This window comes from Brevundimonas sp. Root608, assembly GCF_001427825.1.
GTDB lineage: Bacteria > Pseudomonadota > Alphaproteobacteria > Caulobacterales > Caulobacteraceae > Brevundimonas.
On sequence record NZ_LMGT01000002.1, the window covers coordinates 42,622 to 64,162 of the forward strand.

The 21,541-nt window shown below is 70.0% G+C and carries 21 protein-coding genes and 1 tRNA gene; 12 read left to right on the forward strand and 10 right to left on the reverse strand.

Going from position 1 to position 21,541, the window contains the following annotated elements; translation table 11 throughout:
- Positions 1–119: 119 nt before the first annotated feature.
- Both ASD59_RS05950 and ASD59_RS05955 read right to left on the reverse strand, forming a co-directional pair.
- A complete protein-coding gene (locus ASD59_RS05950; protein WP_082560092.1) occupies positions 120–2,807 on the reverse strand; it encodes a TonB-dependent receptor in 2,688 nt (895 codons plus the stop codon).
- A 237-nt stretch (positions 2,808–3,044) separates the two neighbouring features.
- Positions 3,045–3,121: transfer RNA gene (locus ASD59_RS05955), tRNA-Met, on the reverse strand.
- A gap of 185 nt (positions 3,122–3,306) precedes the next feature.
- On the opposite strand from ASD59_RS05955, the gene ASD59_RS05960 reads away from it, so the two are divergent.
- On the forward strand, positions 3,307–4,545 hold the full coding sequence (locus ASD59_RS05960; RefSeq protein WP_055829830.1) for a PQQ-dependent sugar dehydrogenase: 1,239 nt from the start codon (positions 3,307–3,309) through the stop codon (positions 4,543–4,545).
- Here the strand turns inward: ASD59_RS05960 and dapD are convergent, their stop codons facing one another.
- Genes dapD through argB form a run of 3 tightly spaced genes read right to left on the reverse strand, consistent with a single transcriptional unit; the run spans position 4,546 to position 7,021 of the window.
- Positions 4,546–5,406: a 2,3,4,5-tetrahydropyridine-2,6-dicarboxylate N-succinyltransferase gene (gene dapD, locus ASD59_RS05965; protein ID WP_055829832.1), complete on the reverse strand. Its 861-nt coding sequence runs from the start codon at positions 5,404–5,406 to the stop codon at positions 4,546–4,548.
- Positions 5,406–6,098: a pyrimidine 5'-nucleotidase gene (locus tag ASD59_RS05970; protein ID WP_055829834.1), complete on the reverse strand. Its 693-nt coding sequence runs from the start codon at positions 6,096–6,098 to the stop codon at positions 5,406–5,408. The genes dapD and ASD59_RS05970 overlap by 1 nt, the downstream gene beginning before the upstream one ends.
- On the reverse strand, positions 6,095–7,021 hold the full coding sequence (argB, locus tag ASD59_RS05975) for an acetylglutamate kinase (RefSeq protein WP_055829835.1): 927 nt from the start codon (positions 7,019–7,021) through the stop codon (positions 6,095–6,097). Before argB ends, ASD59_RS05970 begins: the two co-directional genes overlap by 4 nt.
- Positions 7,022–7,095: 74 nt before the next feature.
- Between argB and ASD59_RS05980 the strand changes: the two genes are divergently transcribed.
- From ASD59_RS05980 to ASD59_RS14200, 4 genes are all read left to right on the forward strand, one after another.
- A complete protein-coding gene (locus ASD59_RS05980; protein WP_055829837.1) occupies positions 7,096–7,281 on the forward strand; it encodes a hypothetical protein in 186 nt (61 codons plus the stop codon).
- Between the two features lie 431 nt (positions 7,282–7,712).
- Positions 7,713–8,840: an OmpA family protein gene (locus ASD59_RS05985; protein ID WP_055829905.1), complete on the forward strand. Its 1,128-nt coding sequence runs from the start codon at positions 7,713–7,715 to the stop codon at positions 8,838–8,840.
- 179 nt (positions 8,841–9,019) lie between these two features.
- Complete coding sequence (gene msrA, locus ASD59_RS05990; protein ID WP_055829839.1) at positions 9,020–9,661, forward strand: peptide-methionine (S)-S-oxide reductase MsrA; 642 nt, start codon at positions 9,020–9,022, stop codon at positions 9,659–9,661.
- A 74-nt stretch (positions 9,662–9,735) separates the two neighbouring features.
- Positions 9,736–10,035, forward strand: a complete 300-nt coding sequence (locus ASD59_RS14200; protein ID WP_055829842.1) for a hypothetical protein — start codon at positions 9,736–9,738, stop codon at positions 10,033–10,035.
- A gap of 23 nt (positions 10,036–10,058) precedes the next feature.
- Here the strand turns inward: ASD59_RS14200 and ASD59_RS06000 are convergent, their stop codons facing one another.
- A complete protein-coding gene (locus ASD59_RS06000) occupies positions 10,059–10,691 on the reverse strand; it encodes a TlpA family protein disulfide reductase (protein ID WP_055829844.1) in 633 nt (210 codons plus the stop codon).
- Positions 10,692–10,749: 58 nt separating this feature from the next.
- On the opposite strand from ASD59_RS06000, the gene argH reads away from it, so the two are divergent.
- Genes argH through lysA form a run of 3 tightly spaced genes read left to right on the forward strand, consistent with a single transcriptional unit; the run spans position 10,750 to position 13,641 of the window.
- Positions 10,750–12,117 carry an argininosuccinate lyase gene (gene argH / locus ASD59_RS06005; RefSeq protein WP_055829846.1) on the forward strand — a complete coding sequence of 456 codons (1,368 nt, stop codon included), beginning with the start codon at positions 10,750–10,752 and terminating at the stop codon, positions 12,115–12,117.
- Between the two features lie 9 nt (positions 12,118–12,126).
- Positions 12,127–12,363: a hypothetical protein gene (locus ASD59_RS06010; protein ID WP_055829847.1), complete on the forward strand. Its 237-nt coding sequence runs from the start codon at positions 12,127–12,129 to the stop codon at positions 12,361–12,363.
- 3 nt (positions 12,364–12,366) lie between these two features.
- Positions 12,367–13,641: a diaminopimelate decarboxylase gene (gene lysA, locus ASD59_RS06015; RefSeq protein ID WP_055829849.1), complete on the forward strand. Its 1,275-nt coding sequence runs from the start codon at positions 12,367–12,369 to the stop codon at positions 13,639–13,641.
- Here the strand turns inward: lysA and ASD59_RS06020 are convergent.
- A complete protein-coding gene (locus tag ASD59_RS06020) occupies positions 13,638–14,168 on the reverse strand; it encodes a phosphoribosyltransferase (protein WP_055829851.1) in 531 nt (176 codons plus the stop codon). The genes lysA and ASD59_RS06020 overlap by 4 nt on opposite strands.
- Positions 14,161–15,096, reverse strand: a complete 936-nt coding sequence (locus tag ASD59_RS06025) for an MJ0042-type zinc finger domain-containing protein (RefSeq protein WP_055829853.1) — start codon at positions 15,094–15,096, stop codon at positions 14,161–14,163. Before ASD59_RS06025 ends, ASD59_RS06020 begins: the two co-directional genes overlap by 8 nt.
- Positions 15,097–15,164: 68 nt before the next feature.
- Between ASD59_RS06025 and ASD59_RS06030 the strand changes: the two genes are divergently transcribed.
- The 4 genes from ASD59_RS06030 to ASD59_RS06045 are packed head-to-tail and all read left to right on the forward strand — an operon-like array spanning position 15,165 to position 18,152.
- Entirely contained in the window at positions 15,165–15,875 is a 711-nt protein-coding gene (locus ASD59_RS06030; protein ID WP_055829855.1) for a cell division ATP-binding protein FtsE, read from the forward strand.
- Positions 15,872–16,753, forward strand: coding sequence for a cell division protein FtsX (locus ASD59_RS06035; RefSeq protein WP_055829856.1), 882 nt, complete (start codon positions 15,872–15,874; stop codon positions 16,751–16,753). The genes ASD59_RS06030 and ASD59_RS06035 overlap by 4 nt, the downstream gene beginning before the upstream one ends.
- A 9-nt stretch (positions 16,754–16,762) precedes the next feature.
- Positions 16,763–17,380: a YdcF family protein gene (locus tag ASD59_RS06040; protein ID WP_055829858.1), complete on the forward strand. Its 618-nt coding sequence runs from the start codon at positions 16,763–16,765 to the stop codon at positions 17,378–17,380.
- Between the two features lies 1 nt (position 17,381).
- Positions 17,382–18,152: a lysophospholipid acyltransferase family protein gene (locus ASD59_RS06045; RefSeq protein WP_055829860.1), complete on the forward strand. Its 771-nt coding sequence runs from the start codon at positions 17,382–17,384 to the stop codon at positions 18,150–18,152.
- On the opposite strand, the gene pdeM is transcribed toward ASD59_RS06045, so the two are convergent.
- Both pdeM and ASD59_RS06055 read right to left on the reverse strand, forming a co-directional pair.
- Entirely contained in the window at positions 18,091–18,822 is a 732-nt protein-coding gene (gene pdeM / locus ASD59_RS06050) for a ligase-associated DNA damage response endonuclease PdeM (RefSeq protein WP_055829862.1), read from the reverse strand. The two genes, ASD59_RS06045 and pdeM, sit on opposite strands and share 62 nt — an antisense overlap.
- A complete protein-coding gene (locus tag ASD59_RS06055; protein ID WP_055829865.1) occupies positions 18,819–21,509 on the reverse strand; it encodes a ligase-associated DNA damage response DEXH box helicase in 2,691 nt (896 codons plus the stop codon). Before ASD59_RS06055 ends, pdeM begins: the two co-directional genes overlap by 4 nt.
- Positions 21,510–21,541: the final 32 nt, after the last annotated feature.

The following is a 21,541-nucleotide window of genomic DNA, read 5'->3' on the forward strand; positions in this document are numbered from 1 at the left end:
CGATCGCGCCAGATAGAGGGCGCGGGGTCCGGTTTCAACGCGCGGGTGCGCGAACCGGCCATAGAAAAAGGGCGGCCTGTGAACAGGCCGCCCTCGTTCGTCTTCGTGTCAGTCCTGGACTAGAACTTCATGCCCAGGGTGATTTGCGCGATGCGCGGCGAACCGATCGAGTAGGTCCGCACCTGACCGCCGCGATTGGCGTTGGCCGCCGGCACGCGGGGATCGGTCGTCACCACCGTCGACAGGGCGTTGTTGCCCGTCGAGATGTTGCCCAGATATTCCTCGTCGAACAGGTTGTTGACGTTGAGCTGAACATAGGCGCCGCGGATGCCGAAGGTGTCGGTGAGGTCGTAACGCACGTCCAGATCGGCGACCGTATAGGCGTCGGAGATCTCGTCGTTGACGTCCGTGGCGAAACGCTCGCCGACATACTTCGCCTGCACGCCCACCGAGAGGTTCTCGGTCACATCCCAGTCAGCGCGGGCCGCGAAGGTCCAGTCCGGAGTCTCGACCAGGGTCTTGCCCTGGGTCTGCAGGAACAGCGGGATCGCGGTGAAGCCGGGAGCCACCGGGCAAACCGGGGTCGAACCCGCGACCTGGTTGGCCGAGGTGCAGTTGAAGTTGCCCAGGAACAGATTGTCCTGGAGCTCGCTCTCATTATACGACGCCGACAGGTTCAGGGCGAAGCTGTCCGTGAAGATGTAGCCCAGCTGGCCATCGAAGCCCTGCTGCTTCACGGCGCCGACGTTCCGGTCGGTGAAGAAGCCGAAGGTCGGCGAGGCGGGGTCGTTGTCCTGCGAGGCGACGATGCGGTTCTCGAACTCGACGTACCACAGGGCGGCCTGGGCGATCAGGCGCGAGTTGCGGAAGCGATAGCCGAGGTCATAGGACTTGGTCGTTTCCGGCTGCACGGTCGAGAAGTCGACCGAGTTGTCCGTCGTGTTCCGCACGGGCTGGTACAGGTTGTCCGTCCGCGGCACCGACAGGCCTTCGGCGTAGCTGGCATAGACGCTGTGACCGCCGCCGAAGCGGTAGACGGCGCCGACGTTGGGCAGGACATCGTCATACTTCAGTTCGGCCTCGTAGGGCGGGATGTACTGGGTCGTCCCGGTCGAGGCGAACTGGACGTTGCCGTTGGCCAGGGTGGCCGAAGGCGTCTCGGTCGTGCAGCGCACGTTCGAGGATCCGTTCTGCGAGAAGCAGTACTGGTTCAGCTGCCGCGTGAAGAACGGGGCGCGGACGCCGATGTTGATGGTCAGCGAGTCGCCGAGGAAGTCACCGATGTACTCGACAGCGAACTGTTGCAGTTCGGCGATCGAGAAACGATCCCGTCCGCGCAGGTACGAACCGTCCCGGCCCAGGATGCGGGCGTCTTCGTCACCCCAGCGCTCCTGGCCGCCGAACACGTTCAGCGGCTCGCTGACGGGGGTCAGGCGGGTGAATTCGCCGGTCTGGCGGTGACGGCCGTAGTCCAGCGAATAGGCGCCGCGGATGCGATGGCTGTCGTTCAGGTCCCAGATCAGCGAGCTGGTGATGCCGTAACGGTGGGTGTTGGTGTTGTTGGGGGTGTACAGGCCGACGTTGTCGCAGCTGTCGCCGTCGCCGTTCAGATCGACGCCGGTGCGGTTGACCGCGACCGCCGCGCACTGGGCGGGCGTGGTGACGGTGGCGTTGTTGGTCGTGTTCTGGTCCAGACGGTCGTCGCGCTCGCCCACCAGGGTGTAGCCGCCGCCGTTGGCGATGACATACTGGAACGAGGGGTCGAAGGTGAAGCGCAGATTGTCGGTGATGCCGTAGCTGAACTGGCCGCGGATGTTGCCCGTGTTGGACGGGTTGATCCGGATGCCGTGGTAGTTGGTGCAGCTGCCCGTCGCCAGGCTTCCGTCCGACAGGACGCGCGAGGAGCCGGTGTTTTCGTTCTGGACCGTGCCGTCGACGCCGACCGGACGGAAGCAGGCGATGTCGTTCTCCAGGTAGTTGCCGGAGGCGAACTGGGCCTGGTTGATGAAGTTATTGTAGAAATCGTTGCGGTTGACGTTCCAGTGCGCCGCGACGCTGGCGAAGTCGCCGTCGCCCAGGTCCTGATAGAGCTTGCCGTTGAACTGGGTCTTCTCCAGCTCGCCCGGGCCCTTGAACTTGTCATAGTTGGTGTACGAGACCGTGGCGTAGGCCGTCGTGCCCCACGGGCCGAAAGCGCCGGTGTCGCCGCGCAGGAAGACGCGGCCGTAGTTGTTCTCGCCGATCGAGGAGTTGACCTGCACGCCGGCTTCTTCCAGCGGACGGGCCGACAGGAAGTTGATGGTGCCGCCGGTCGCCGAGGCGGTCGGGCTGTCGACGTCGGTCGTGCCCTGGTTGACCGAGGCGCGCTCGATCAGTTCCGAGTCCAGCTGCTGGTTGGTGTATACGGCGTAGTTGCCGGTGTCGTTCAGCGGCATGCCGTCGAAGGTCAGGGAGACGCGGTTGCCGTCGAAGCCGCGCAGGCGGATGTTGCCGCCCGAGTTGCCGTAGGGGTCGCTGTTCACGAAGTTCAGGCCGGGGACCAGGTTCAGGGTCTGCAGGATCGTCTGACCCGAGGTCTGGGTGGCGATAAACTCCTGCGAGATGCTGGAACGGGTCTTGGGCACCGTCTGGGCGACGATGACGCCGTCGATGCTGGGCGTGCGCGAACCCGTGACGACCACGGTGTCCAGTTCGGTGGCGCCTTCGGTGGCGACCGTGCCCGAAGACTGGGCGGAGGCGGCTCCGGCGACCAGGAGGCCGCTGAAGAGGGCGGTCGTTGCCCAGAACACGCGTTTGCGGTTCGTCATTGTCATCTATCCCCGATGAAGATGGGCGCGAGCGCCCTGCGACCGGCGGCGGCCGGTTGAAATCCCGCCCCCTCTAGGCGTGCCATGGGAAAGTGGGACGACATTCGTGTGACAGTGATATGACAGCTCGGTCGGGTGACACGGGAGACACACTGCTGTGCGCCGTTTAGCTGTGGATGACGCGTCCGGCCTGATCCGCGGACGGAGCATCAGGCCCGGGAGATCATGAGGAGGAGGTGGTGGCTGGAGGCGGGCTCGAACCGCCGACCTGTGGGTTATGAATCCACCGCTCTAACCAGCTGAGCTACCCAGCCCCGATTGCTCGAGTCCCGGCGGGAACTGGTCTGACCGCCGGAAGAGGCGTGCCTATATAGGCGGGTCGCGGCGGATTCAAGTCGGGGCGCGCCCATGGCCGCAAGCCAAAGGGCGTGACGCCGCGGGGCCGGAACGGCTAGGCAGAACAGGCCGTTCGTTTGCTGTTCCGTTCAAGGGGATTTCCATGCGCCTGCTCGCCCTCGCCGTCACGGTCGCCGCCGCCGCCCTCTCCGCCGCCTGCGGAGCCAATGGACAGGACGCGCCGCCCCCGGCGGGCGCCGCGCTGGAAACCCGACCCGCCAACGGCGCGAGCCAGCAGCCCGCCTTCGCCGGACAGACCCGCGCGCCCGGCCTCCGCACCGAAACGGCGATGACGCACACCGTCGCGGCCTCCGGGCTGGAGCATCCGTGGGGTCTGGCCCTGCTGCCCGACGGCCGCTGGCTGGTGACCGAGCGGCCCGGCCGCCTGCGAATCATCACGGCCGGAGGCGTGACCGGCGAGCCCGTCGCCGGCCTCCCGGCGGTGGACGCCCGCGGCCAGGGCGGCCTGCTGGACGTGGCGGTCGGCCCGACCTTCGCCAGCGACCGGCTGATCTACTGGAGCTATGCCGAGCCGCGCCCCGACACAGGGAACGGGGGCGGCAACGCCACCTCGGTCGCGCGCGGCCGACTGTCGGACGACGGCGCCCGGGTGGAGAGCGTCCACGTGATCTTCCGCGCCCTGCCGGCCTACGACGGCGACAAGCATTTCGGGTCCTCGCTGGCGTTCGACGGGGCGGGCCACCTGTTCGTCACCCTCGGCGAACGGTCCGACCGCCCGATGCGGCCCCAGGCCCAGGACCTCGGCTCGCATATGGGCAAGGTCATCCGCATCAATGCCGACGGCTCGGTTCCGCGCGCCAACCCCTTCGTCGGCCGCGCCGGGGCCCTGCCGGAAATCTGGTCGCTGGGTCACCGCAACGTCCAGGGCGCAGCGATCGCCCCCGACGGCGCCCTCTGGACCATGGAACACGGCACCCGCGGCGGCGACGAGCTGAACCGCCCCGAAGCGGGCCGGAACTACGGCTGGCCCGTCATCGCCTATGGGGTCGAATACAGCGGCGGGCCGATCAACGAGGGGATCACGGCGCGCGCGGGCATGGAGCAGCCGGTCTACTACTGGGACCCCGTCATCGCGCCGGGCGGCATGACCTTCTACGACGGCGCCATGTTCCCCCGCTGGCGCGGCGACCTGCTGGTCGCCGCGCTGAAGGAAAAACACATCGCGCGGCTGGTGCTGGAAGGCGGCCGGGTCGTCGGCGAGGAGCGTCTGTTGACCGACCTCGCCGAACGGGTCCGCGACGTGGCGGTCGGTCCGGACGGCGCCGTCTGGGCCGTCACCGACGAGCAGAACGGCAAGCTGGTCCGGCTGGCGGCCCGCTGATCAGTCGCGCAGCAGTTCGTTGACGCCCGTCTTCGCGCGCGTCTGCGCATCGACGCGTTTGACGATGACGGCGCAATAGAGCGACGGCCCGCCGTTGGGGTCGGGCAGGCTGCCCGGCACCACGACCGAATACGCCGGCACCTCGCCGCGGAAGACCTCGCCCGTCGCCCGGTCGATGATCTTGGTCGAGGCCGACAGATAGACGCCCATGGCCAGGACGGCGCCCTCGCGGACGATGACGCCCTCGGCCACCTCGGCGCGGGCGCCGATGAAACAGCCGTCCTCGATGATGGTCGGATTGGCCTGCAGCGGCTCCAGCACGCCGCCGATGCCCGCTCCGCCCGACAGGTGCACATTCCTGCCGATCTGGGCGCAGGATCCGACCGTGGCCCAGGCGTCGACCATCGACCCCTCGTCGACATAGGCGCCGATGTTCACGAAGCTCGGCATCAGCACGACGTTGCGGCCGATGAAGGCGCCCTGACGCGCCACGGCCCCGGGCACGGCGCGGAAGCCGGCGCGCTCGAAGTCCGCCTCCGTCCAGTGGGCCCATTTGACCGGCACCTTGTCCCAGTACGGGCCCGGCGTCGGGTCGGCGACGCCCATGGTCGCTCCGACCGGCGCACCCATGCGGACGTTCGGGTTCAGCCGGAAGGACAGCAGCACCGCCTTCTTGAGCCACTGATGCGTGCTCCAGACGCCGTCCGCCCCGCGCGACGCGACCCGCGCCTCGCCCGAGTCCAGCAGGGCCAGGGCCTGTTCGACGGCCTTGCGGACCTCGCCGTGGGTCGAGACCGAGATGTTCGCCCGGTCCTCCCAGGCGGTCTCGACCGTGGATTCAAGGTGCGCGCGATCGAGCATCAGGCGTCTCCGGGCAGGCGGGCGGTGGCGAGGAAGGGACCGAGCGTGGCGGCCCGGTGATCGACGAAGGGGATATCGGCCTCATGGGCCCGGGTCCCGACCAGCACCGTGGTCATGCCGAGGGCGTGGGCGGGTTCGAGGTTTCGCACCGTGTCCTCGAAGAAGGCGGCCGAGGCGGGTGCGATTCCGAACCGCCCGGCCATGCGGGCGAAGGTGCGGGGATCGGGCTTGGGGATCAGGTCGGCGTCCTCCAGCGAGAACAGGCCGTCGAACAGGTCCGCCAGCTGCAGTCGCTCGATCACGCGCCGGGCATGGGCCGTCGAGCCGTTGGTGAAGACGATGCGCGGCCCGTCCAGCCGCTCCAGCGCCGCGCGCAGGCCCGGATCGGGCGTCAGCACGTCCAGGGGCACGTCATGCACCTCGGCCAGGAAGTCGTGAGGATCGATCTCATGGTGGGCCATCAGCCCGGCGAGGGAGGTGCCGTAGTCGTTCAGATAGCCCTTCTGCACCACCATGGCCTCGTCCGCCGGCAGGCCGGAGGTGCGCACCACATAGTCGTTGATGCGCTGCTGGATCAGCCGCATGAACTGCGACTCGGGCGGATACAGGGTGTCGTCCAGATCGAAGATCCAGCTACGGACATGGCGCAGATCGGCCCCGAACTCCGTCGCCTCGACCGCCTCGGCCGTCATTCCGCCTTCACCAGGGTGCCGGCGCCGTGTTCGGTGAACAGCTCGACCAGCATGGCGTGGGGTCGGCGACCGTCGAGGATGACCACGGCCTCGACGCCATCGCGCACGGCGGCCATGGCGGTCTGGAGCTTGGGAATCATGCCGCCGGTCGCCACGCCGTCGTCGATCAGCCTCGAGGCCTCGCCCACGGTCATCTGCCGGATGATCTGGCCGTCCGCGCCCTTGACCCCGGCCACATCGGTCAGCAGCAGCATACGCTTGGCCTTGAGCGAGCCGGCCAGGGCTCCGGCCACGGTGTCGGCGTTGACGTTGAAGGTCTGGCCGTCCTCGGCCACGCCGATCGGCGCGATCACCGGCACCCAGTCGGCGTCGGATTCCAGCAGCCGCACGATCAGCTTGGGGTCGACCCTGGTCGGTTCGCCGACCAGGCCGAGATCGACCTCGTGCTCGATCATGCTGTCCGGATCGCGTTTGGTCCGGCGCGTCTTTTCCACTGTCAGCAGGCCGGCGTCCTTGCCGGACAGACCGACGCCGCGCACGTCGGCTTCACGACCGGCCACGGTGATCCAGTGGGCGATCTCCTTGTTGACCGCGCCGGACAGGACCATTTCGGCCACCTGCATGGTGTCGGCGTCCGTCACCCGCAGGCCGTCGACGAAGCTGGACCGGACTCCGGCCTTGTCCAGCATGGCGCTGATCTGCGGCCCGCCGCCGTGCACGACGACGGGGTTGACCCCCATCAGCTTCAGCAGGACCACGTCGGCGGCGAACTGCCTGGCCACGGCGCTCTCGCCCATGGCGTGGCCGCCGTATTTGATCACCACCGTCTTGCGGTCGTAGATCTGGATGTACGGCAGGGCCTCGGCCAGCGTCTTCGCCGTGTCCCAGCCGCGTTCCTCGGATTGCCGTTCGGTCTCGTCCATGATGGCGGGTCAGTAAAGCCAGGGCCGCTCCCTGTCATCATGAAACCGGACGGCCCCGCCGCCGTTCCGACGGGATGAACCCGCACGACATCGACGATCGCGACCTGACGCCGTCCGGCCCGACCGACCCCGCCTCGCTGCAGCACCCCGACCCGACCCTCTGCCCCGAGTGTCAGGGCGCGGGCGCCAGCGCCTCGGGCGAGACCTGCGCCGTCTGCGAGGGAACCGGCAAGGCGACCGGCCGGACCGGCGGCGGCTGACCCCGCCGAACGCACGCCAACCTTGAATCCCGTTCTCCGGGAGAGTCGCGGCTTGTAACTATATGGCCACGCTGGCGGCTTATCCGCTCAGCCGGCTCGACCTCGGCCAGCGGGGCTGTTAAGAGGACCCAGCGGCGGCTTGTACGCCGTCGAAATTTCACTTGGGCTTCGGAGGGCATCCACCCATGCGCGTAAAGACTTTCATCATGGCCACCAGCGCGGTCGGGGCTCTCGCCCTGTCGGCCGGCGCAGCGGCGGCCGAGCCGAACGGCTGGTATGGGGCGATTGACGCCGGCTACCACACGTTGGGCGACGTAGAGACGATCTCGCAGACGACGTCGGCTGCGTTCGACATCGGGACGGAAGGCGACTGGGNAGGCGCCGGCGTAGCTGGTGCTGACCGAGACGATGGGCTTCTCGCCGGCGTCGCGATGGCGGGGCTGCTTGCAGCCGGCGCAGCGGCGGCCGAGCCGAACGGCTGGTATGGGGCGATTGACGCCGGCTACCACACGTTGGGCGACGTAGAGACGATCTCGCAGACGACGTCGGCTGCGTTCGACATCGGGACGGAAGGCGACTGGGCCGCGTTTGCGCGTCTGGGCTACCGGTTCGACCAGAACTGGCGCGTTGAGCTCGAGGGCGGCTATCGCCAGAACGACATCGAGATGATCGATCGTCCGGGTCCCGGCGGCGTTCCGCGCGGCGTGTGCAACGTGGTTSCGGCCTCGGGCTCCTGCCTGGCGCCGGACGGCGAGCTCAAGGCCGCCACCCTGATGATGAACGTGCTGTTCGACTTCGGCAACGAAGGCGACGCCCTGCGTCCGTTCCTCGGCCTCGGCGCCGGCGTGAACCGCGTCGACACCAACTTCATCGGCACCTTCGCCAACGCCCGCACCGTGGGTGTCGGCGCTGACGACAGCTCGACCAAGCTGGCGGCGCAAGGCATCGCCGGCCTGGCGTGGGCGATCAGCGATCGCGCCCACCTCGACCTGACCTACCGCTACCTGGTGTCGAACATGGAGTTCAACACCTTCACCTCGACGGCGGCCTCGGCCATCGGTCCCTTCCAGGGCCGTTATGACGACAGCCACACCGTGACCCTGGGCCTGCGCTATGCGTTCGGCGCCGACGAGCCGGCCTATATCCCGCCGCCGCCGCCGCCCCCGCCCCCGCCGCCCCCGCCGCCGCCGCCCCCGCCGCCTCCGGTGGCCCAGGTTCCGGCCGCGCGTGAGTTCGTGGTCTACTTCGACTGGGATCGTTCGGACCTCACGGCCGAAGCCTCGTCGGTGGTCACCCAGGCCGCCAACTACGCCAAGTCGGGCCGTCCGACCCGCGTGCTGGTGGTCGGTCACGCCGACACCTCGGGTTCGGCCGCCTACAACGTCGGCCTGTCCAACCGCCGCGCCCGCACCGTTGCGGACGCGCTGGTCGCCCAGGGCGTCAACGGCGGCGTGATCTCGCTGGACGGCAAGGGTGAAACCGCCCTGGCCCGCCCGACCGCCGACGGCGTGCGCGAGCCCCTCAACCGTCGCGCCACCATCGGCATCAACTTCCGCTAAACACGGAAGGCGATGTCAGCCTTCGGCCTCAACCAGGCCGAAGGCCGGTAGGCCCAACAACAAGACCGCCGGTCCCGAAAGGGGCCGGCGGTTTTTGCTTTGCGGGGCCTTGAAACCCTGGGTCGCGAGGGATCGTATATTCGGCGGATGCCCGACGCGTCCGCCGGAGACGCCCCCCTATGTCGCGCCGCGCCATCGCCAGCCTGATCCTGTTCGCCATCGCCGCCTGTTCGCCGGGGGACAGCGCCGAGAGCGCACCGGCCGGATCACCCTCCGCCGCCCAGGCCCGTGACAGCGGCCGGCGCGAGGTCGCTGTCTTCGCCGGCGGCTGTTTCTGGTCGACCGAGGCGAATTTCGAGCACATGCCCGGCGTCGTCTCGGCCGTATCGGGTTTCGCCGGCGGCCGCGTCGCGGCCCCCACCTATGAGCAGGTGGTGCGCGGCGGAACCGGACATCTCGAGGCGGTGCAGGTCACCTTTGATCCGGCGCGCGTCACCTATCGGCAATTGGTCGACCGCTTCTGGGTGACCATCGATCCCACGGATCCCGACGGCCAGTTCTGCGATCAGGGACCGTCCTACGCCACCGCCGTCTTCGCCACAGCCGCCCAGAAACCGACCGCCGAGGCGTCCCGCCGCCTGGCGGCGGCGCGGATCGGCGCCGCACGGTTCGTGACTCCGGTCCGGGACGCGGCGCGCTTCTGGCCGGCCGAGGCCTCGCATCAGGATTTCGCCCGGCTGAACCCGGTCCGCTATGCGGGCTACAGCCGGTTCTGCGGGCGCGCGGCGCGCCTGCGGGCGGTCTGGGGCGACGCCGCCTAGACGGACGGCGAAGGCGCAACCCCCTCCGGCTCCCCGCGTTTACCGCCAAGGTTCACCGCTGAAGGGGATTTTCCGTGCGCATCCAGACCGTCACCCTCGCCGCCGCCGTCGCCGCCCTGTCGCTGGGGGGCGCCGCCTGCAATCAGACCGAACAGGACAGGGCCCAGGCCGACGCCAACGAAGCGGCGGCCGAGACAGGCGAGGCCGCCGAGGAAGCCGGTTCCGCCCTGAAGGAGGAGGCGGCCCAGGTCGGCTCGGCCATCGCGGCCGGCGCCAGCGAGGCGGCGCAGGAGATCGACGAGGCGACCGACACCCTGGCGGAAAAGGCCGACGACCAGAAGGCCGAGACCGCCACCGACACCCGGGGCAACTGACGGCGCGGCGTCGCGCGCCGGCATCATGCGGCGGCGGGCCGGCCCTCCGCCAGCAAGGCGTCGATCAGGGCGCGCGCTTCCGGGCTCGCCCAGTCCGCCTCGCCCGAGAAATGGGCGCGTATCCGCCCCTGCCGGTCCAGCAGGACCGTCTGGGGCATCTTGCCCTTGCCGGGCAGTTCGAACGGCAGCTGGAATTTCGGGTCGCTGTACAGCGGCAGGGGCTCGTGGACGTCGATGAAGCTCTTCGCATCGGCGATCCTGTCGACGTCATTGTCGACATTGACGGGCAGGACGACCAGATCCTGGTCCGCATAGGCCTCGGCCAGACGGGCCAGGGTCGGCATCTCGGTGCGGCAGGGCAGACACCACATGGCCCAGACGTTCACCACCACCACCTTGCCGCGGAAGTCCGACAGCCGGGCGTCGGCGCCGTCGCGGGTCCTGAAGACGTAGCCGGGGGCCGGCTCCAGCGCCGCAGGCGTTTCCAGGGCGGCGATCGAGCCGCGAGCGAACCGGGCCAGTTCGCTTTTCGCCGCCGCGGGCGGAGGCGCTTTGTCGATCCCGTCCGGTTTGGCGTATAGCAGCGCGGCGCCGCCGATCACGCCGATCAGCAGCACGCCCGCCACCGCGCCCAAAACCGCTTTCGAGACCTTCATGTCCGATCCAACGCCGCCCGCCCCGACCAAAGCCGATCCGAAGGCGGGAGGTCAAGACATGTGGGGCGGCCGCTTCTCGGCGCGGCCGGCCGACATCATGCAGGCGATCAACGTCTCCATCGGCGTCGACCGACGCCTGTGGGCCCAGGATCTCGCCGGGTCGCGCGCCCACTGCCGCATGCTGGCGGCGCGCGGCATCGTCGCCCGCGCCGACGCCGACGCCATCCTCGGCGGCCTGGACGCCATCGAGGGCGAGATCCGGGACGGCTCCTTCCCGTTCCGCGACCAGTTCGAGGACATCCACATGAACGTCGAGGCGCGGCTGGCCGAGCTGATCGGCGAGCCGTCGGGCCGGCTGCACACGGCCCGAAGCCGCAACGACCAGGTGGCGACCGACTTTCGCCTGTGGGTCCGCGACGCCTGCGACCGGGCCATCGAACAGCTGAAGGGGCTGCAAGCCGTCCTGCTGGCCCGCGCCGAACAGCACGCCGGCGATCTGATGCCCGGCTTCACCCATCTGCAGCCGGCCCAGCCGGTGACGTTCGGCCACCATCTGATGGCCTATGTCGAGATGTTCGGCCGTGATGCGGGCCGGTTCGCCGACGCCCGCAAACGGATGAACGAGAATCCGCTGGGGGCCGCGGCCCTGGCCGGATCGCCCTTCCCCATCGACCGGCACATGACGGCGTCGGAGCTGGGTTTCGACCGGCCCATGGGCAATTCCCTGGACGCCGTGTCCGACCGCGACTTCGCCCTCGAGAGCCTGGCCGCCGCCTCGATCGCCGCCGGCCATCTGTCGCGGCTGGCGGAAGAGATCGTCGTCTGGATGACGCCCCAGTTCGGCTTTGCGACCCTTCCCGACGATCTCACCACCGGCTCCTCGATCATGCCGCAGAAGAGGAACCCCGACGCCGCCGAGCTGGTGCGGGCCAAGACCGGCCGGATCATCGGCTCGCTGGTCGCCCTGTCGACGGTGATGAAGGGCCTGCCGCTGGCCTATTCCAAGGACATGCAGGAGGACAAACCTCCGGTGTTCGAGGCCTTCGACGCCCTGACCCTCGCCCTGGGCGCCATGACGGCCATGGTCTCGGCCCTGCGACCGGACACGGAGCGGATGCGGGCGGCGGCCGGTTCAGGCTTCTCGACCGCCACCGATCTGGCCGACTGGCTGGTGCGCGAGCTCAACCTGCCGTTCCGCAAGGCGCACCATGTCACCGGCGCGGCGGTGAAGCGGGCGGAAGCCCTCGGCGTGGATTTGTCGCAACTGCCCCTGGCCGAACTGCAATCGCTTGAAGCGGGCGTGACGGAAGCGGTTTACAAGGTGCTCACCCCTGAGGCCTCCTGCGCCAGCCGCCAGAGTTTCGGGGGCACGGCGCCGGAACAGGTCCGCGCGCGCATCGCCGAATGGAAGACGCGTCTCGCGTAGGGGATTGGGATGAAATCGATCGTCAGCCTGGGCGTTCTCGCCCTGTTCGCCCTCTCCGCCACCGGCTGCGGCCGCATGGCCGATCTCGAGGCCCCGCCCGCCAGGAAGACCGAGCGCAGCCAGCGCGACGGCCGCGCGCCAGGCCTGCCCGAGCCCGCCACCGTCTATCGTACGCCCAGCACCCAGCCGATCGACGGGGGCCCGACCAGCCCCTACAACGGCCCGGGCGCCCAGCCGAACTCCTAGGCCTTGCACCATTTCGACCGGATCGAGGGCGCGCTTCATGCCGAAGGCGTGCCACTGGAGGCTTTGGCCGAGGCGGTCGGCACGCCCGTCTATGTCTATTCGACCGCGACCCTGACGCGGCACTATGGCCTGCTGCGCGAGGCGGCGGATGCGCACTGCGGCGCTCTGGGAGACGCCCTGATCGCCTTCGCGGTCAAGGCCAACTCCAACCTGTCGGTGCTGGCGACCCTGGCCCGGCTGGGCTGCGGCGCGGACACCGTGTCGGAGGGCGAGATCCGCAGGGCGCTCAAGGCGGGCATACCGGGAGAGCGGATCGTTTTCTCGGGCGTCGGGAAGACGGATGCGGAACTGGCCTTCGCCATCGACAACGGGGTGCGCCAGATCAACATCGAGAGCGCGGTCGAACTGGACCGGCTGATCGCCGTGGCGGCCGCCAGGAGCGCGTCTCCGGAGATCGCTATCCGCGTCAATCCGGATGTGGGGGCCGGCGGCCATGCGAAGATCACCACCGGGGGCGCGGCGGACAAGTTCGGCGTGCCCTTCGCCGACGCGCCCGCCCTCTACGCCCGCGCGACGGCCTCGCCCCATGTGACTCCGGTCGGTCTGGCCTGTCACATCGGCAGCCAGATCACGACGCTGGCGCCGCTGGAGGCCGCGTTCCGCGCCTTGCGTCGGATGACGCTGGACCTGCGCGCGCAGGGGATGACGGTGTCGCGGCTGGACCTTGGGGGCGGCCTCGGGGTGCCCTATCACGGCCAGTCCGACCTGCCGTCGATCGCCGACTATGTCGCCATGGCCGCCGGGGTGCTGGAAGGGCTGGACGTCGAGGCGGCGTTCGAGCCCGGCAGGCTGCTGGCCGCCAATGCGGGCGTCCTGCTGAGCCGCGTCATCCAGATCAACGAGCGTGGCGACGGCCGCCGCTTCGCCGTGCTGGACGCGGGCATGAACGACCTGATGCGCCCGGCCCTGTACGACGCCTTCCACGATCTGGTCCCGGTCCGGCCGCGGGAGGGCGAACCGGTCGCCTATGACCTCGTCGGGCCGATCTGCGAGTCCACCGACGTCTTCGCCCGCGACCGCCAGTCGCCGCCGCTTCAGGCCGGCGATCTGGTCGCCTTCATGGGCGCCGGCGCCTATGGGGCGGTGCTGGCCAGCGAGTACAACTCACGGCCTCTGGTTCCGGAAGTGCTGGTCGACGCAAGCCGTTGGGCCATTGTGCGCGAGCGGCCGGGCTATGACGGGATGTTCGAGCGGGAACCCCGGGCGGGCTGGCTCTAGTCCAGCGCGCAGACGTCCGGCAGGCCGCGCAGGGCGCCGGCGTGGTCCAGCCCGTAGCCCACCAGAAACCGGTTCGGAGCGTCCCAGCCGACGAAGTCCGGCTCGGGCGCGCGCGGCAGGGGCCAGGGCTTTTTGGCGAAGACCACGGTGAGGACTTCCGACGCACCTGCCTCGGTGGCGATCCGCACGGCCTCGGCCAGCGACAGGCCGGTGTCGAACACGTCGTCGATGATCAGCACGCGGCGGCCCGTGATCGGGCGCTGGAACGGCGCATAGACGTCGATCCGGCCCCGGCTGGACTGTTCGTCGCCGTACGAGGCCAGCCACAGGGCGTCGAAGCGGACGTTGCGGCCCAGACGCGACAGGGCGCGGGTCAGGTCGGCGGCGAACCACAGGCCGCCCGTCAGCAGGACGGCGGCGACGGTTTCATCATCGATGACCGGGGCGATCTGCGCCGCCAGTCCGGCGACGATGCGCTGAACCTCGACTTCGGGGAGAAGGACGGTGGGCTTGGGGGTTTCAGCCATTCGAGGCGGATACCGCCTCGACCCCATGCGTGTCCACCACCGGGACGGCGTCGATCGGCTGCATGTCCATCGGCGCCTGCGATCCCGTTGACAGAGCCGGGCGCAGACCCCCGGCGGCCGCCTCGTGCAGCGGGGCCGCGGTCGGTTCGCGGACGGCGGGCGGCGGCGCGCGGCCGCGATCCGCACGCACGGGCCGGGCGGGTTGCGGCTCGGGACGGGCGGAGGGCGCATCCAGAACGAAGTCGACGCCGATGCCCTGACCCCGCGCGCCCGGGTCGGCGATCACGGCGGCGAAACCCTGGACCCTGCCCGGCAGCACCGGAGCGGCGTCGATACGCACCACGGCATGGCCGATCTCGGCGCCCTGGGCGTCCAGCAGGGCGACCCGCACCGGAGGGGCGGTGCGCTCGTCATCGCGCACGTTCCGAAGGGCGCCCGAGACCAGCACCTTGCCCGGATCGCTCGGCAGGGGCCGGGCGGTGATGGCCTCGAAATCCAGACCGGTGGGGTTCACCGTCAGGCCCACGGCGGCATAGGCCTGGGCCGCCCGCGGGGCCATCTCGACCACCTCGACGCGGAACAGCCAGGCGCTGGCGAGAAGGGCGGCGAAGCCCGAGGCGATCCCGGCCCAGACGACGCCATGAGTCGCGGCGCGGCGCAGGCGTCGCTGCTGCTCGGCGCGGGCGCGGAAGGCGCGGGGGAGTTCGGGGGCCGGCGTCTCGGCCAGCGATTCGGGTTCGGGCTCGTCGCGGGGGGTGAAGCTGGCGGCCTCGGCCGGGTTCGAAGAGACGGAGAGCTCAAGCGGCTCGTCCAGCGTGGCCCGCCAGGTATGTTTGCAGTCCTTGCAGCGCACGGTGCGGCCGCCGGGCCCGATCGCCTCATCGGGGGTGAAATAGCTGGTGGCGCAGGACGGGCAGGTCAGTATCATGTCGGCTGACTGCGAGGCTCTTCGCCCCCTCCCGTCGCGGTTCGAAACCGCGTCCTGACCCAAAATCGATGTCCGTCCAGCCCCGCCGCGCCACACGATCCGCCGCCTCGACCGAAACCGTCCGCCTGTCTGGCGTGGGGTTCGGCTATGCGGCGACGCACCGCGCGCTGCGGGACGTTAACCTCATCTTGCCCGCGGGCTCTTTCCACTTCCTTACCGGGCCGTCCGGCGCCGGAAAGTCGACCCTGCTGAAGTTGCTGACGTTGCAGCGGCGCCCCGACGCCGGGACGCTGCATCTGTTCGGCGAGGACGCCACCCGCGCCACCCGCCGCGACCTGCCCGGCTTCCGCCGCCGCATCGGCGTGGTGTTCCAGGATTTCCGCCTGCTGGACCACCTGTCGGCGTTCGACAACGTGGCCCTGCCGCTGCGGCTCGCCGGGGGGCGCCAGATCGACTACGCCGCCGACGTCGAGGAGATGCTGGACTGGGTCGGCCTGGGCGACCGGATGAACGATCTGCCGCCGGCGCTGTCGGGCGGCGAGAAGCAGCGGCTCGCCATCGCCCGCGCCGTGGTCGCCGGGCCGGACCTGATCCTGGCCGACGAACCGACCGGCAGCGTCGACGCGAAGATGGGCGAACGGCTGCTGAAGCTGTTCCAGTCGCTGAACCGGCTGGGGGCCACCGTCCTCATCGCCAGTCATGACGAGGCGCTGGCCGAACGCTCCGGCGCCACGGTCCTGCGCCTCGAGGGCGGCCGCCTGAGCGGGGGCGAGGCGTGATCCGCCGCCTGTTCTCCCGCCGCGCGTCCCTGCTGCCGCGCGATGCGGGCGGCGAGCGCTGGCTGGCGTCGCTGATCGCCGCCCTGTGCTTTCTCGCCTGTCTTTCGGCCGTGGGCGCGGTCGCCGCCGACCGGGCTGCTCACGGCTGGGCCCGCCAGCTGCGCTCGGAAGCCACGGTCCAGGTTCGTCCGCGCGTCGGTGAGACCGGCGCCGAGGCCGCCGCCCGCGCCGCCGAGACCCTGGCGGGCGTCGCCGGCGTGGCCGAGGCCGAGGCCATGGACCGCAAGACCGCAGAGGCCCTGCTGCGGCCCTGGCTGGGCGACGCTGTCCTGCCCGACCTGCCGATCCCCCATCTGGTCACCGTGCGGCTGGACCGGACCGGCCCGGCCAGCGCCGTCAGCCTCAGCCGCGCCCTGGCCTCGGCCGGGCTCGACGCCACCGTCGACGACCACAGCCTGTGGCGCGGCGAGGTGGAGCGGTCGGCCGCCCTGATCACCGTCCTCGCCCTGGCGGCCTTCCTGCTGACCGCCGGCGCGGCGGGCGCCGCGGTGGCCTATGCGACCCGCGCGGGCATGGCCGCCCAGACCGGAGTGATCGAGACCCTCAGCCTCAACGGCGCCTCGGACAGCGCCATCGCCGGCCTCTATCAGGTGCGGTACGGCCTGGTGGCGGCGGTCGCGGGCGGGATCGGCGCGGCGGCCGCCATGGTCCTGGTGGCCGGCCTGCGTTTTCTCGGCGGGGCCGAGGGCGTCACGCCCGCCCTGCCGCTGATGTGGAGCGACGTTCTGATCCTCTCGCCATGCCCCCTGCTGGCCGCTACGGTGGCGCTTGCGGCGGCGCGCTTCACGGCGCTGGCGCGATTGAAGGGGCGGCACTAGGTTAAGCGCATGAAGTTTCTGACTTTCATCGCGATTCTGGCGCTGATCTGGGTGATCGGCCTGTTCGCCTTCGCCGATCGGGTGCGTGATTTCACGCCCGCGCCCGAGCCCGAGCGCGCCGACGCCATCGTCGCCCTGACCGGCCCGTCGGCCGAGCGGGTCAACGCCGCCATCCGCCTGCTGGAACAGGACAAGGGCGAACGCGTCCTGATTTCGGGCGTCAACCGCGAGGTTCGCCGCCAGGAGCTGCGCGCCCTGACACCCGGCTCGAACAAGCTGTTCAACTGCTGCGTCGACCTGGGTTTCGAGGCCGAGGACACCTTGGGCAACGCCCAGGAAATCGCCGCGTGGGCCGAGGCCAAGGACTATGACAGCCTGATCGTGGTCACGTCCGACTATCACATGCCCCGCGCCCTGACCGAGATCCGCGCCGCCGCTCCCGGGGTCCGCCTGACCCCCTATGCCGTCGAAACCCCGTCGCTGGACAATTCGCGCTGGTGGAAGGCCGCGGTCACCGCCCGGCGCATGACGCTGGAATACATGAAATACCTCGCCGCCCTGGGCCGGGCCACGGTCGGCGGCGGCCGCCCCTCGACCGAGGCCGCGCCCGCCGAAAAGGCCGCCTGAGGTGGTCACCATCCGATCGCTGCTGTTCGTCGCCTGGCTCTATCTGTCGATGGCCCTGTTCGCCGTCGGCCTGTCGCCCGCCCTGCTGATGCCCTACCGCCAGTCGATGTGGGTGATCCGCCACTGGGCGAAATTCTGCCTGTTCGGCCTGCGCTGGATCGCCGGGGTCAAGGTCGAGTTCCGCGGACTGGAGCACCGCCCGACCGGCGCGGCCCTGATCGCCGGCAAGCATCAGTCGATGCTGGACGTGATCGCCCCCTTCGCGGTCCTGCCCGACAATTGTTTCATCATGAAGCAGGAACTGGCTCCCCTGCCCTTCTTCGGCTGGTTCGCGACCAAGACGAAGATGATCGCCGTCGACCGCTCGGCCCATTCGAAGGCGCTGAAGGACATGGTCCGCCAGGCCCGCGCGCGCCACGCCGAGGGCCGCCAGATCCTGATCTTTCCGGAGGGCACCCGCGCGCCCGTCGGCGCCGCGCCCGACTACAAACCCGGCATCGCCGCCCTGTACCGCGACCTCGAGGCCGACTGCACCCCGATGGCCACCAACTCGGGCGTCCACTGGCCGGCGCACGGCTTCCGGCGGTACCCGGGGACGATCGTCTACGAGTTCCTGCCCGCCATCCCGGCGGGGTTGAAGCGCGGTGAGTTCATGGCGCTGCTGGAAGAACGGCTCGAGGGGGCGTCGAACGCGCTGCTGGCGCGGGACCCTATCGCAGGGATTCCCATGCCAGTGCATGCACCCGCTCGCGTCCCAGAGCCGCAGCCATAGGCGGCTCGGCGAACAGCCCCGCGATGGCCGGGTCACGCACATCCAGCCCGCCCGTGAAGGCTCCGAACGCCGGCAGCACCGCCCGCCGTCCGTCCGTCACGAAACACGGCCGCCGCACGCCGCGCCCATAGGCCGCGACCCGCGCCGCCGGGTGCAGGTGGCCGGCGATCTCGCCCGGCCGCACGCCCGCCTGCGGTTCGTGGATCAGGCGCAGGGAGCCGAGCTCCATCGTCTCGACCACCTCGCCCACCAGATCGTCCATCGACCCGGCCAGGGCGGCGATGTCGTGATTGCCCTCCAGCCAGATCCAGTCGCGGCCCGCCGCCAGCCGGTCCAGCCGCGCCCTGTCGTCCGCCGCCATGCGGCCTACCGACTTCGCGTCGTGGAAGCTGTCGCCCAGCAGCACCACCGCCGCCGGCTGCAGCGCCTCGATCTCGGCCTCCAGCCGGTCCAGCGTCGCGCGGCTGTCATAGGGCGGCAGCATCTGGCCGCGCGCGGCGAAGGCCGAACCCTTCTCAAGATGCAGGTCCGCCGCGATCAGGGCGCGATGGTTGAGCACCCACAGCGCCCCCGAACAGCGCAGCACGCAGGGCTCGCCCTCGATATGGACCCGCAGGCCGCCGCACGGATGTCGCGCCGGCGACAGGGCCTGTCTGAGCGCCGCGTTCATTGCGCGCCCGCCAGATCGGGCGGCGCATCGGCCATGACTTCCGCGATCAGATCGGCCTCGTCGAAGCCATAGGCCGAGGCGTCCAGGATCATCTCCGCCGCCTGCCCGCCGCCCACCCGCTCGCGCCCGATCTGCACCAGCACCGGCACGCAGAACGGCGAGGGCCGGTCCAGCTTCACATGCCGGATCTGGCCCTGGATCCTCGCCAGCATCTGCCCCAGCCGCGCGACATCCAGCAGCCCCGCCGCCGCATCGGCGCGGGCGGTCTTGAGCAGCAGGTGGTCGGGTTGGTGGCGGCGCAGCACGTCGTAGATCAGGTCCGTCGAGAAGGTCACCTGCCGCCCCGTCTTCTCGGTCCCCGGCTGGCGTCGCTCGATCAAGCCCGAGATCAGGGCGCAATTGCGGAAGGTGCGCTTCATCATAAAGCTCTCCTCCAGCCAGCTCTCCAGATCGTCGCCCAGCATGTCCGGTTCGAACAGGGCGTCGAGGTCCAGCCCGTCCATCGGCTTGATCGACCAGATGGCCAGCGAATAGTCGGTGCAGACGAAGCCCAGCGGCCCGATCCCGAGCCGGTCCAGCCGCCGGGTCAGCAGCATGCACAGCGTCCCGTGCGCCAGCCCGCCCTCGAAGGGATAGGCGACGAGAAAGTGCCGGCTGCCACGCGGAAACGTCTCGACCAGCATGGTCTGCGCATCCGGAATGAGCGACCGATCCTCCTGAAGCTCCAGCCATTCCTGTACGTCGGGCGGCAGGACGCGCCAGTGGTCGCGGTCCTGGATCATGGCCCGCACCCGGTCGGCCAGGGATGTCGACATGGGGAATTTGGAGCCGCCCCACGACGGGATTTTCGGATCCTTGTCATGGGCGTGCGTGACCAGGGCGTCCATGCCGTTGATGCCCTGGAAGGCCCAGACCTGGCCGGCGAAGACGAAGGTGTCGCCGGGCGTCATCTGCTCGAAATAGCTCTCCTCGGCCTCGCCCACCTTGCGCCCGCCGATCAGCTGTTTGGCCGCCCCGCCGCGCCGCGAGGCGATGCGCACGTTCAGCGTCGCGGCCGCCACGATGGCCCCGACGTTCATCCGGTGGCGCTGCGCCGTCACCGCATTGCGCACCTTCCACCGGCCGTCCCGCGTCCGCACGATCCGCGCGAACCGTTCATAGGTGCGCAGGGCGTAGCCGCCGGTGGCGACCAGATCGACCACCTCCTCGAACTGTTCCCAGGTCAGGCCGCGATAGGGACCGCACGCCGTCACCTCGTCATAGAGATCGGTCATGGCGAAGGGCTCGGAACAGGCGCAGCCCATGACGTGCTGGGCCAGCGTATCCAGCGTGCCCGTATGCACCGGCTCCCAGTCGAACGCGTTCTCGGCCACCGCCTCGCGCGCGGCCTGGCACTCCAGCATCTCGAACCGGCTGGCCGGGACCATCAGGGCGCGCGACGGCTCGTCCAGCCGGTGGTTGGCCCGGCCGATCCGCTGCACCAGCCGCGAGGCTCCCTTGGGCGCCGCCAGCTGGATGACCAGATCGACGTCGCCCCAGTCGATGCCGAGGTCGAGGGTGGAGGTGCAGACCACGGCCCGCAGATCGCCCCGCGCCATCGCCGCCTCGACCTTGCGCCTCTGCTCCGCCGCCAGCGAGCCGTGGTGCAGTCCGATGGGCAGGTCGTCGTCATTGATGGCCCACAACGACTGGAACACGAACTCCGCCTGCCAGCGGGTGTTGACGAAGATCAGGCTCATGCCCGAGCGCTTGATGGCCTCATAGACCTCGGGGATGGCGTGTTGGCCCGTGTGCCCCGCCCACGGGACCTTGCCCTCGCTGACCAGCACATCCACGACCGGAGGCGCGCCGGGGTCGCCGCGGACGATCACGACCCCTTCTCCCCTCGGGGGAGAAGGTGGGCTGCGAAGCAGCTCGGATGAGGGGGCTGGTTCAGGCGGCAGACTGTCCAGCGATGAGTCCAGGGCTGACAGCCCCCTCATGCGGCCCTCCGGGTCACCGTCTCCCCCGGGGGGAGAAGGAGACACCGCCGCACCCGGCCTCAGCCAGTCCGCGATCATCTCCGGATCATCCACCGTCGCTGACAGCGCCACCCGCCGCATCCCCGGTGCGAACTGTTGCAGCCGCCCCAGTCCCAGCGCCAGCAGGTCCCCCCGTTTGCCGCTCCAGATCGCGTGCACCTCGTCCAGCACGACGCATTTCAGGTCGGCGAAATAGGCCCGCGCCCCGTCCCAGGCGCAGAACAGGGCCAGTTGCTCGGGCGTAGTCAGCAGGATGTCGGGCGGAAACTCCCGCTGCCGCGCCTTCTTCGACTGTTTGGTGTCGCCGGTCCGGCTCTCGACATGGATGTTCAGCCCGATCTCCCGGATCGGCGTCATCAGGTTGCGCTCGACGTCGGTGGTCAGGGCCTTCAGCGGCGACAGATACAGGGTGTGGATTCCGCTGCCCGGTCCGAACGCCGGCCGCGGCCCGCGCTCGGCCAGTTCCACCAGCGACGGCAGGAAGCCCGCCAGCGTCTTGCCCCCGCCCGTCGGCGCGACCAGCAGGGCGTGCGACCCGGCGGCGGCGGCGGCGATCATCTCCAGCTGGTGCCGTCGCGGCGACCAGCCGCGCGACGCGAACCAGTCGGCGAAGAGGGGCGCCAGTTCTGGGGGCGAAAGCGTTGCAGGAGCGGGCGGCGGCGTCACATCGCGCCTATAGCATGTTCCCGTTCCGTTTC

Coding starts and splice junctions, on each gene's coding strand:
- ASD59_RS05950 (WP_082560092.1), bottom strand. CDS start 2,807: ATGACGAACCGCAAACGCGTGTTCTGGGCAACGACCGCCCTCTTCAGC.
- ASD59_RS05960 (WP_055829830.1), top strand. CDS start 3,307: ATGCGCCTGCTCGCCCTCGCCGTCACGGTCGCCGCCGCCGCCCTCTCC.
- dapD (WP_055829832.1), bottom strand. CDS start 5,406: ATGCTCGATCGCGCGCACCTTGAATCCACGGTCGAGACCGCCTGGGAG.
- ASD59_RS05970 (WP_055829834.1), bottom strand. CDS start 6,098: ATGACGGCCGAGGCGGTCGAGGCGACGGAGTTCGGGGCCGATCTGCGC.
- argB (WP_055829835.1), bottom strand. CDS start 7,021: ATGGACGAGACCGAACGGCAATCCGAGGAACGCGGCTGGGACACGGCG.
- ASD59_RS05980 (WP_055829837.1), top strand. CDS start 7,096: ATGAACCCGCACGACATCGACGATCGCGACCTGACGCCGTCCGGCCCG.
- msrA (WP_055829839.1), top strand. CDS start 9,020: ATGTCGCGCCGCGCCATCGCCAGCCTGATCCTGTTCGCCATCGCCGCC.
- ASD59_RS06000 (WP_055829844.1), bottom strand. CDS start 10,691: ATGAAGGTCTCGAAAGCGGTTTTGGGCGCGGTGGCGGGCGTGCTGCTG.
- argH (WP_055829846.1), top strand. CDS start 10,750: ATGTGGGGCGGCCGCTTCTCGGCGCGGCCGGCCGACATCATGCAGGCG.
- ASD59_RS06010 (WP_055829847.1), top strand. CDS start 12,127: ATGAAATCGATCGTCAGCCTGGGCGTTCTCGCCCTGTTCGCCCTCTCC.
- ASD59_RS06020 (WP_055829851.1), bottom strand. CDS start 14,168: ATGGCTGAAACCCCCAAGCCCACCGTCCTTCTCCCCGAAGTCGAGGTT.
- ASD59_RS06025 (WP_055829853.1), bottom strand. CDS start 15,096: ATGATACTGACCTGCCCGTCCTGCGCCACCAGCTATTTCACCCCCGAT.
- ASD59_RS06030 (WP_055829855.1), top strand. CDS start 15,165: ATGTCCGTCCAGCCCCGCCGCGCCACACGATCCGCCGCCTCGACCGAA.
- ASD59_RS06040 (WP_055829858.1), top strand. CDS start 16,763: ATGAAGTTTCTGACTTTCATCGCGATTCTGGCGCTGATCTGGGTGATC.
- pdeM (WP_055829862.1), bottom strand. CDS start 18,822: ATGAACGCGGCGCTCAGACAGGCCCTGTCGCCGGCGCGACATCCGTGC.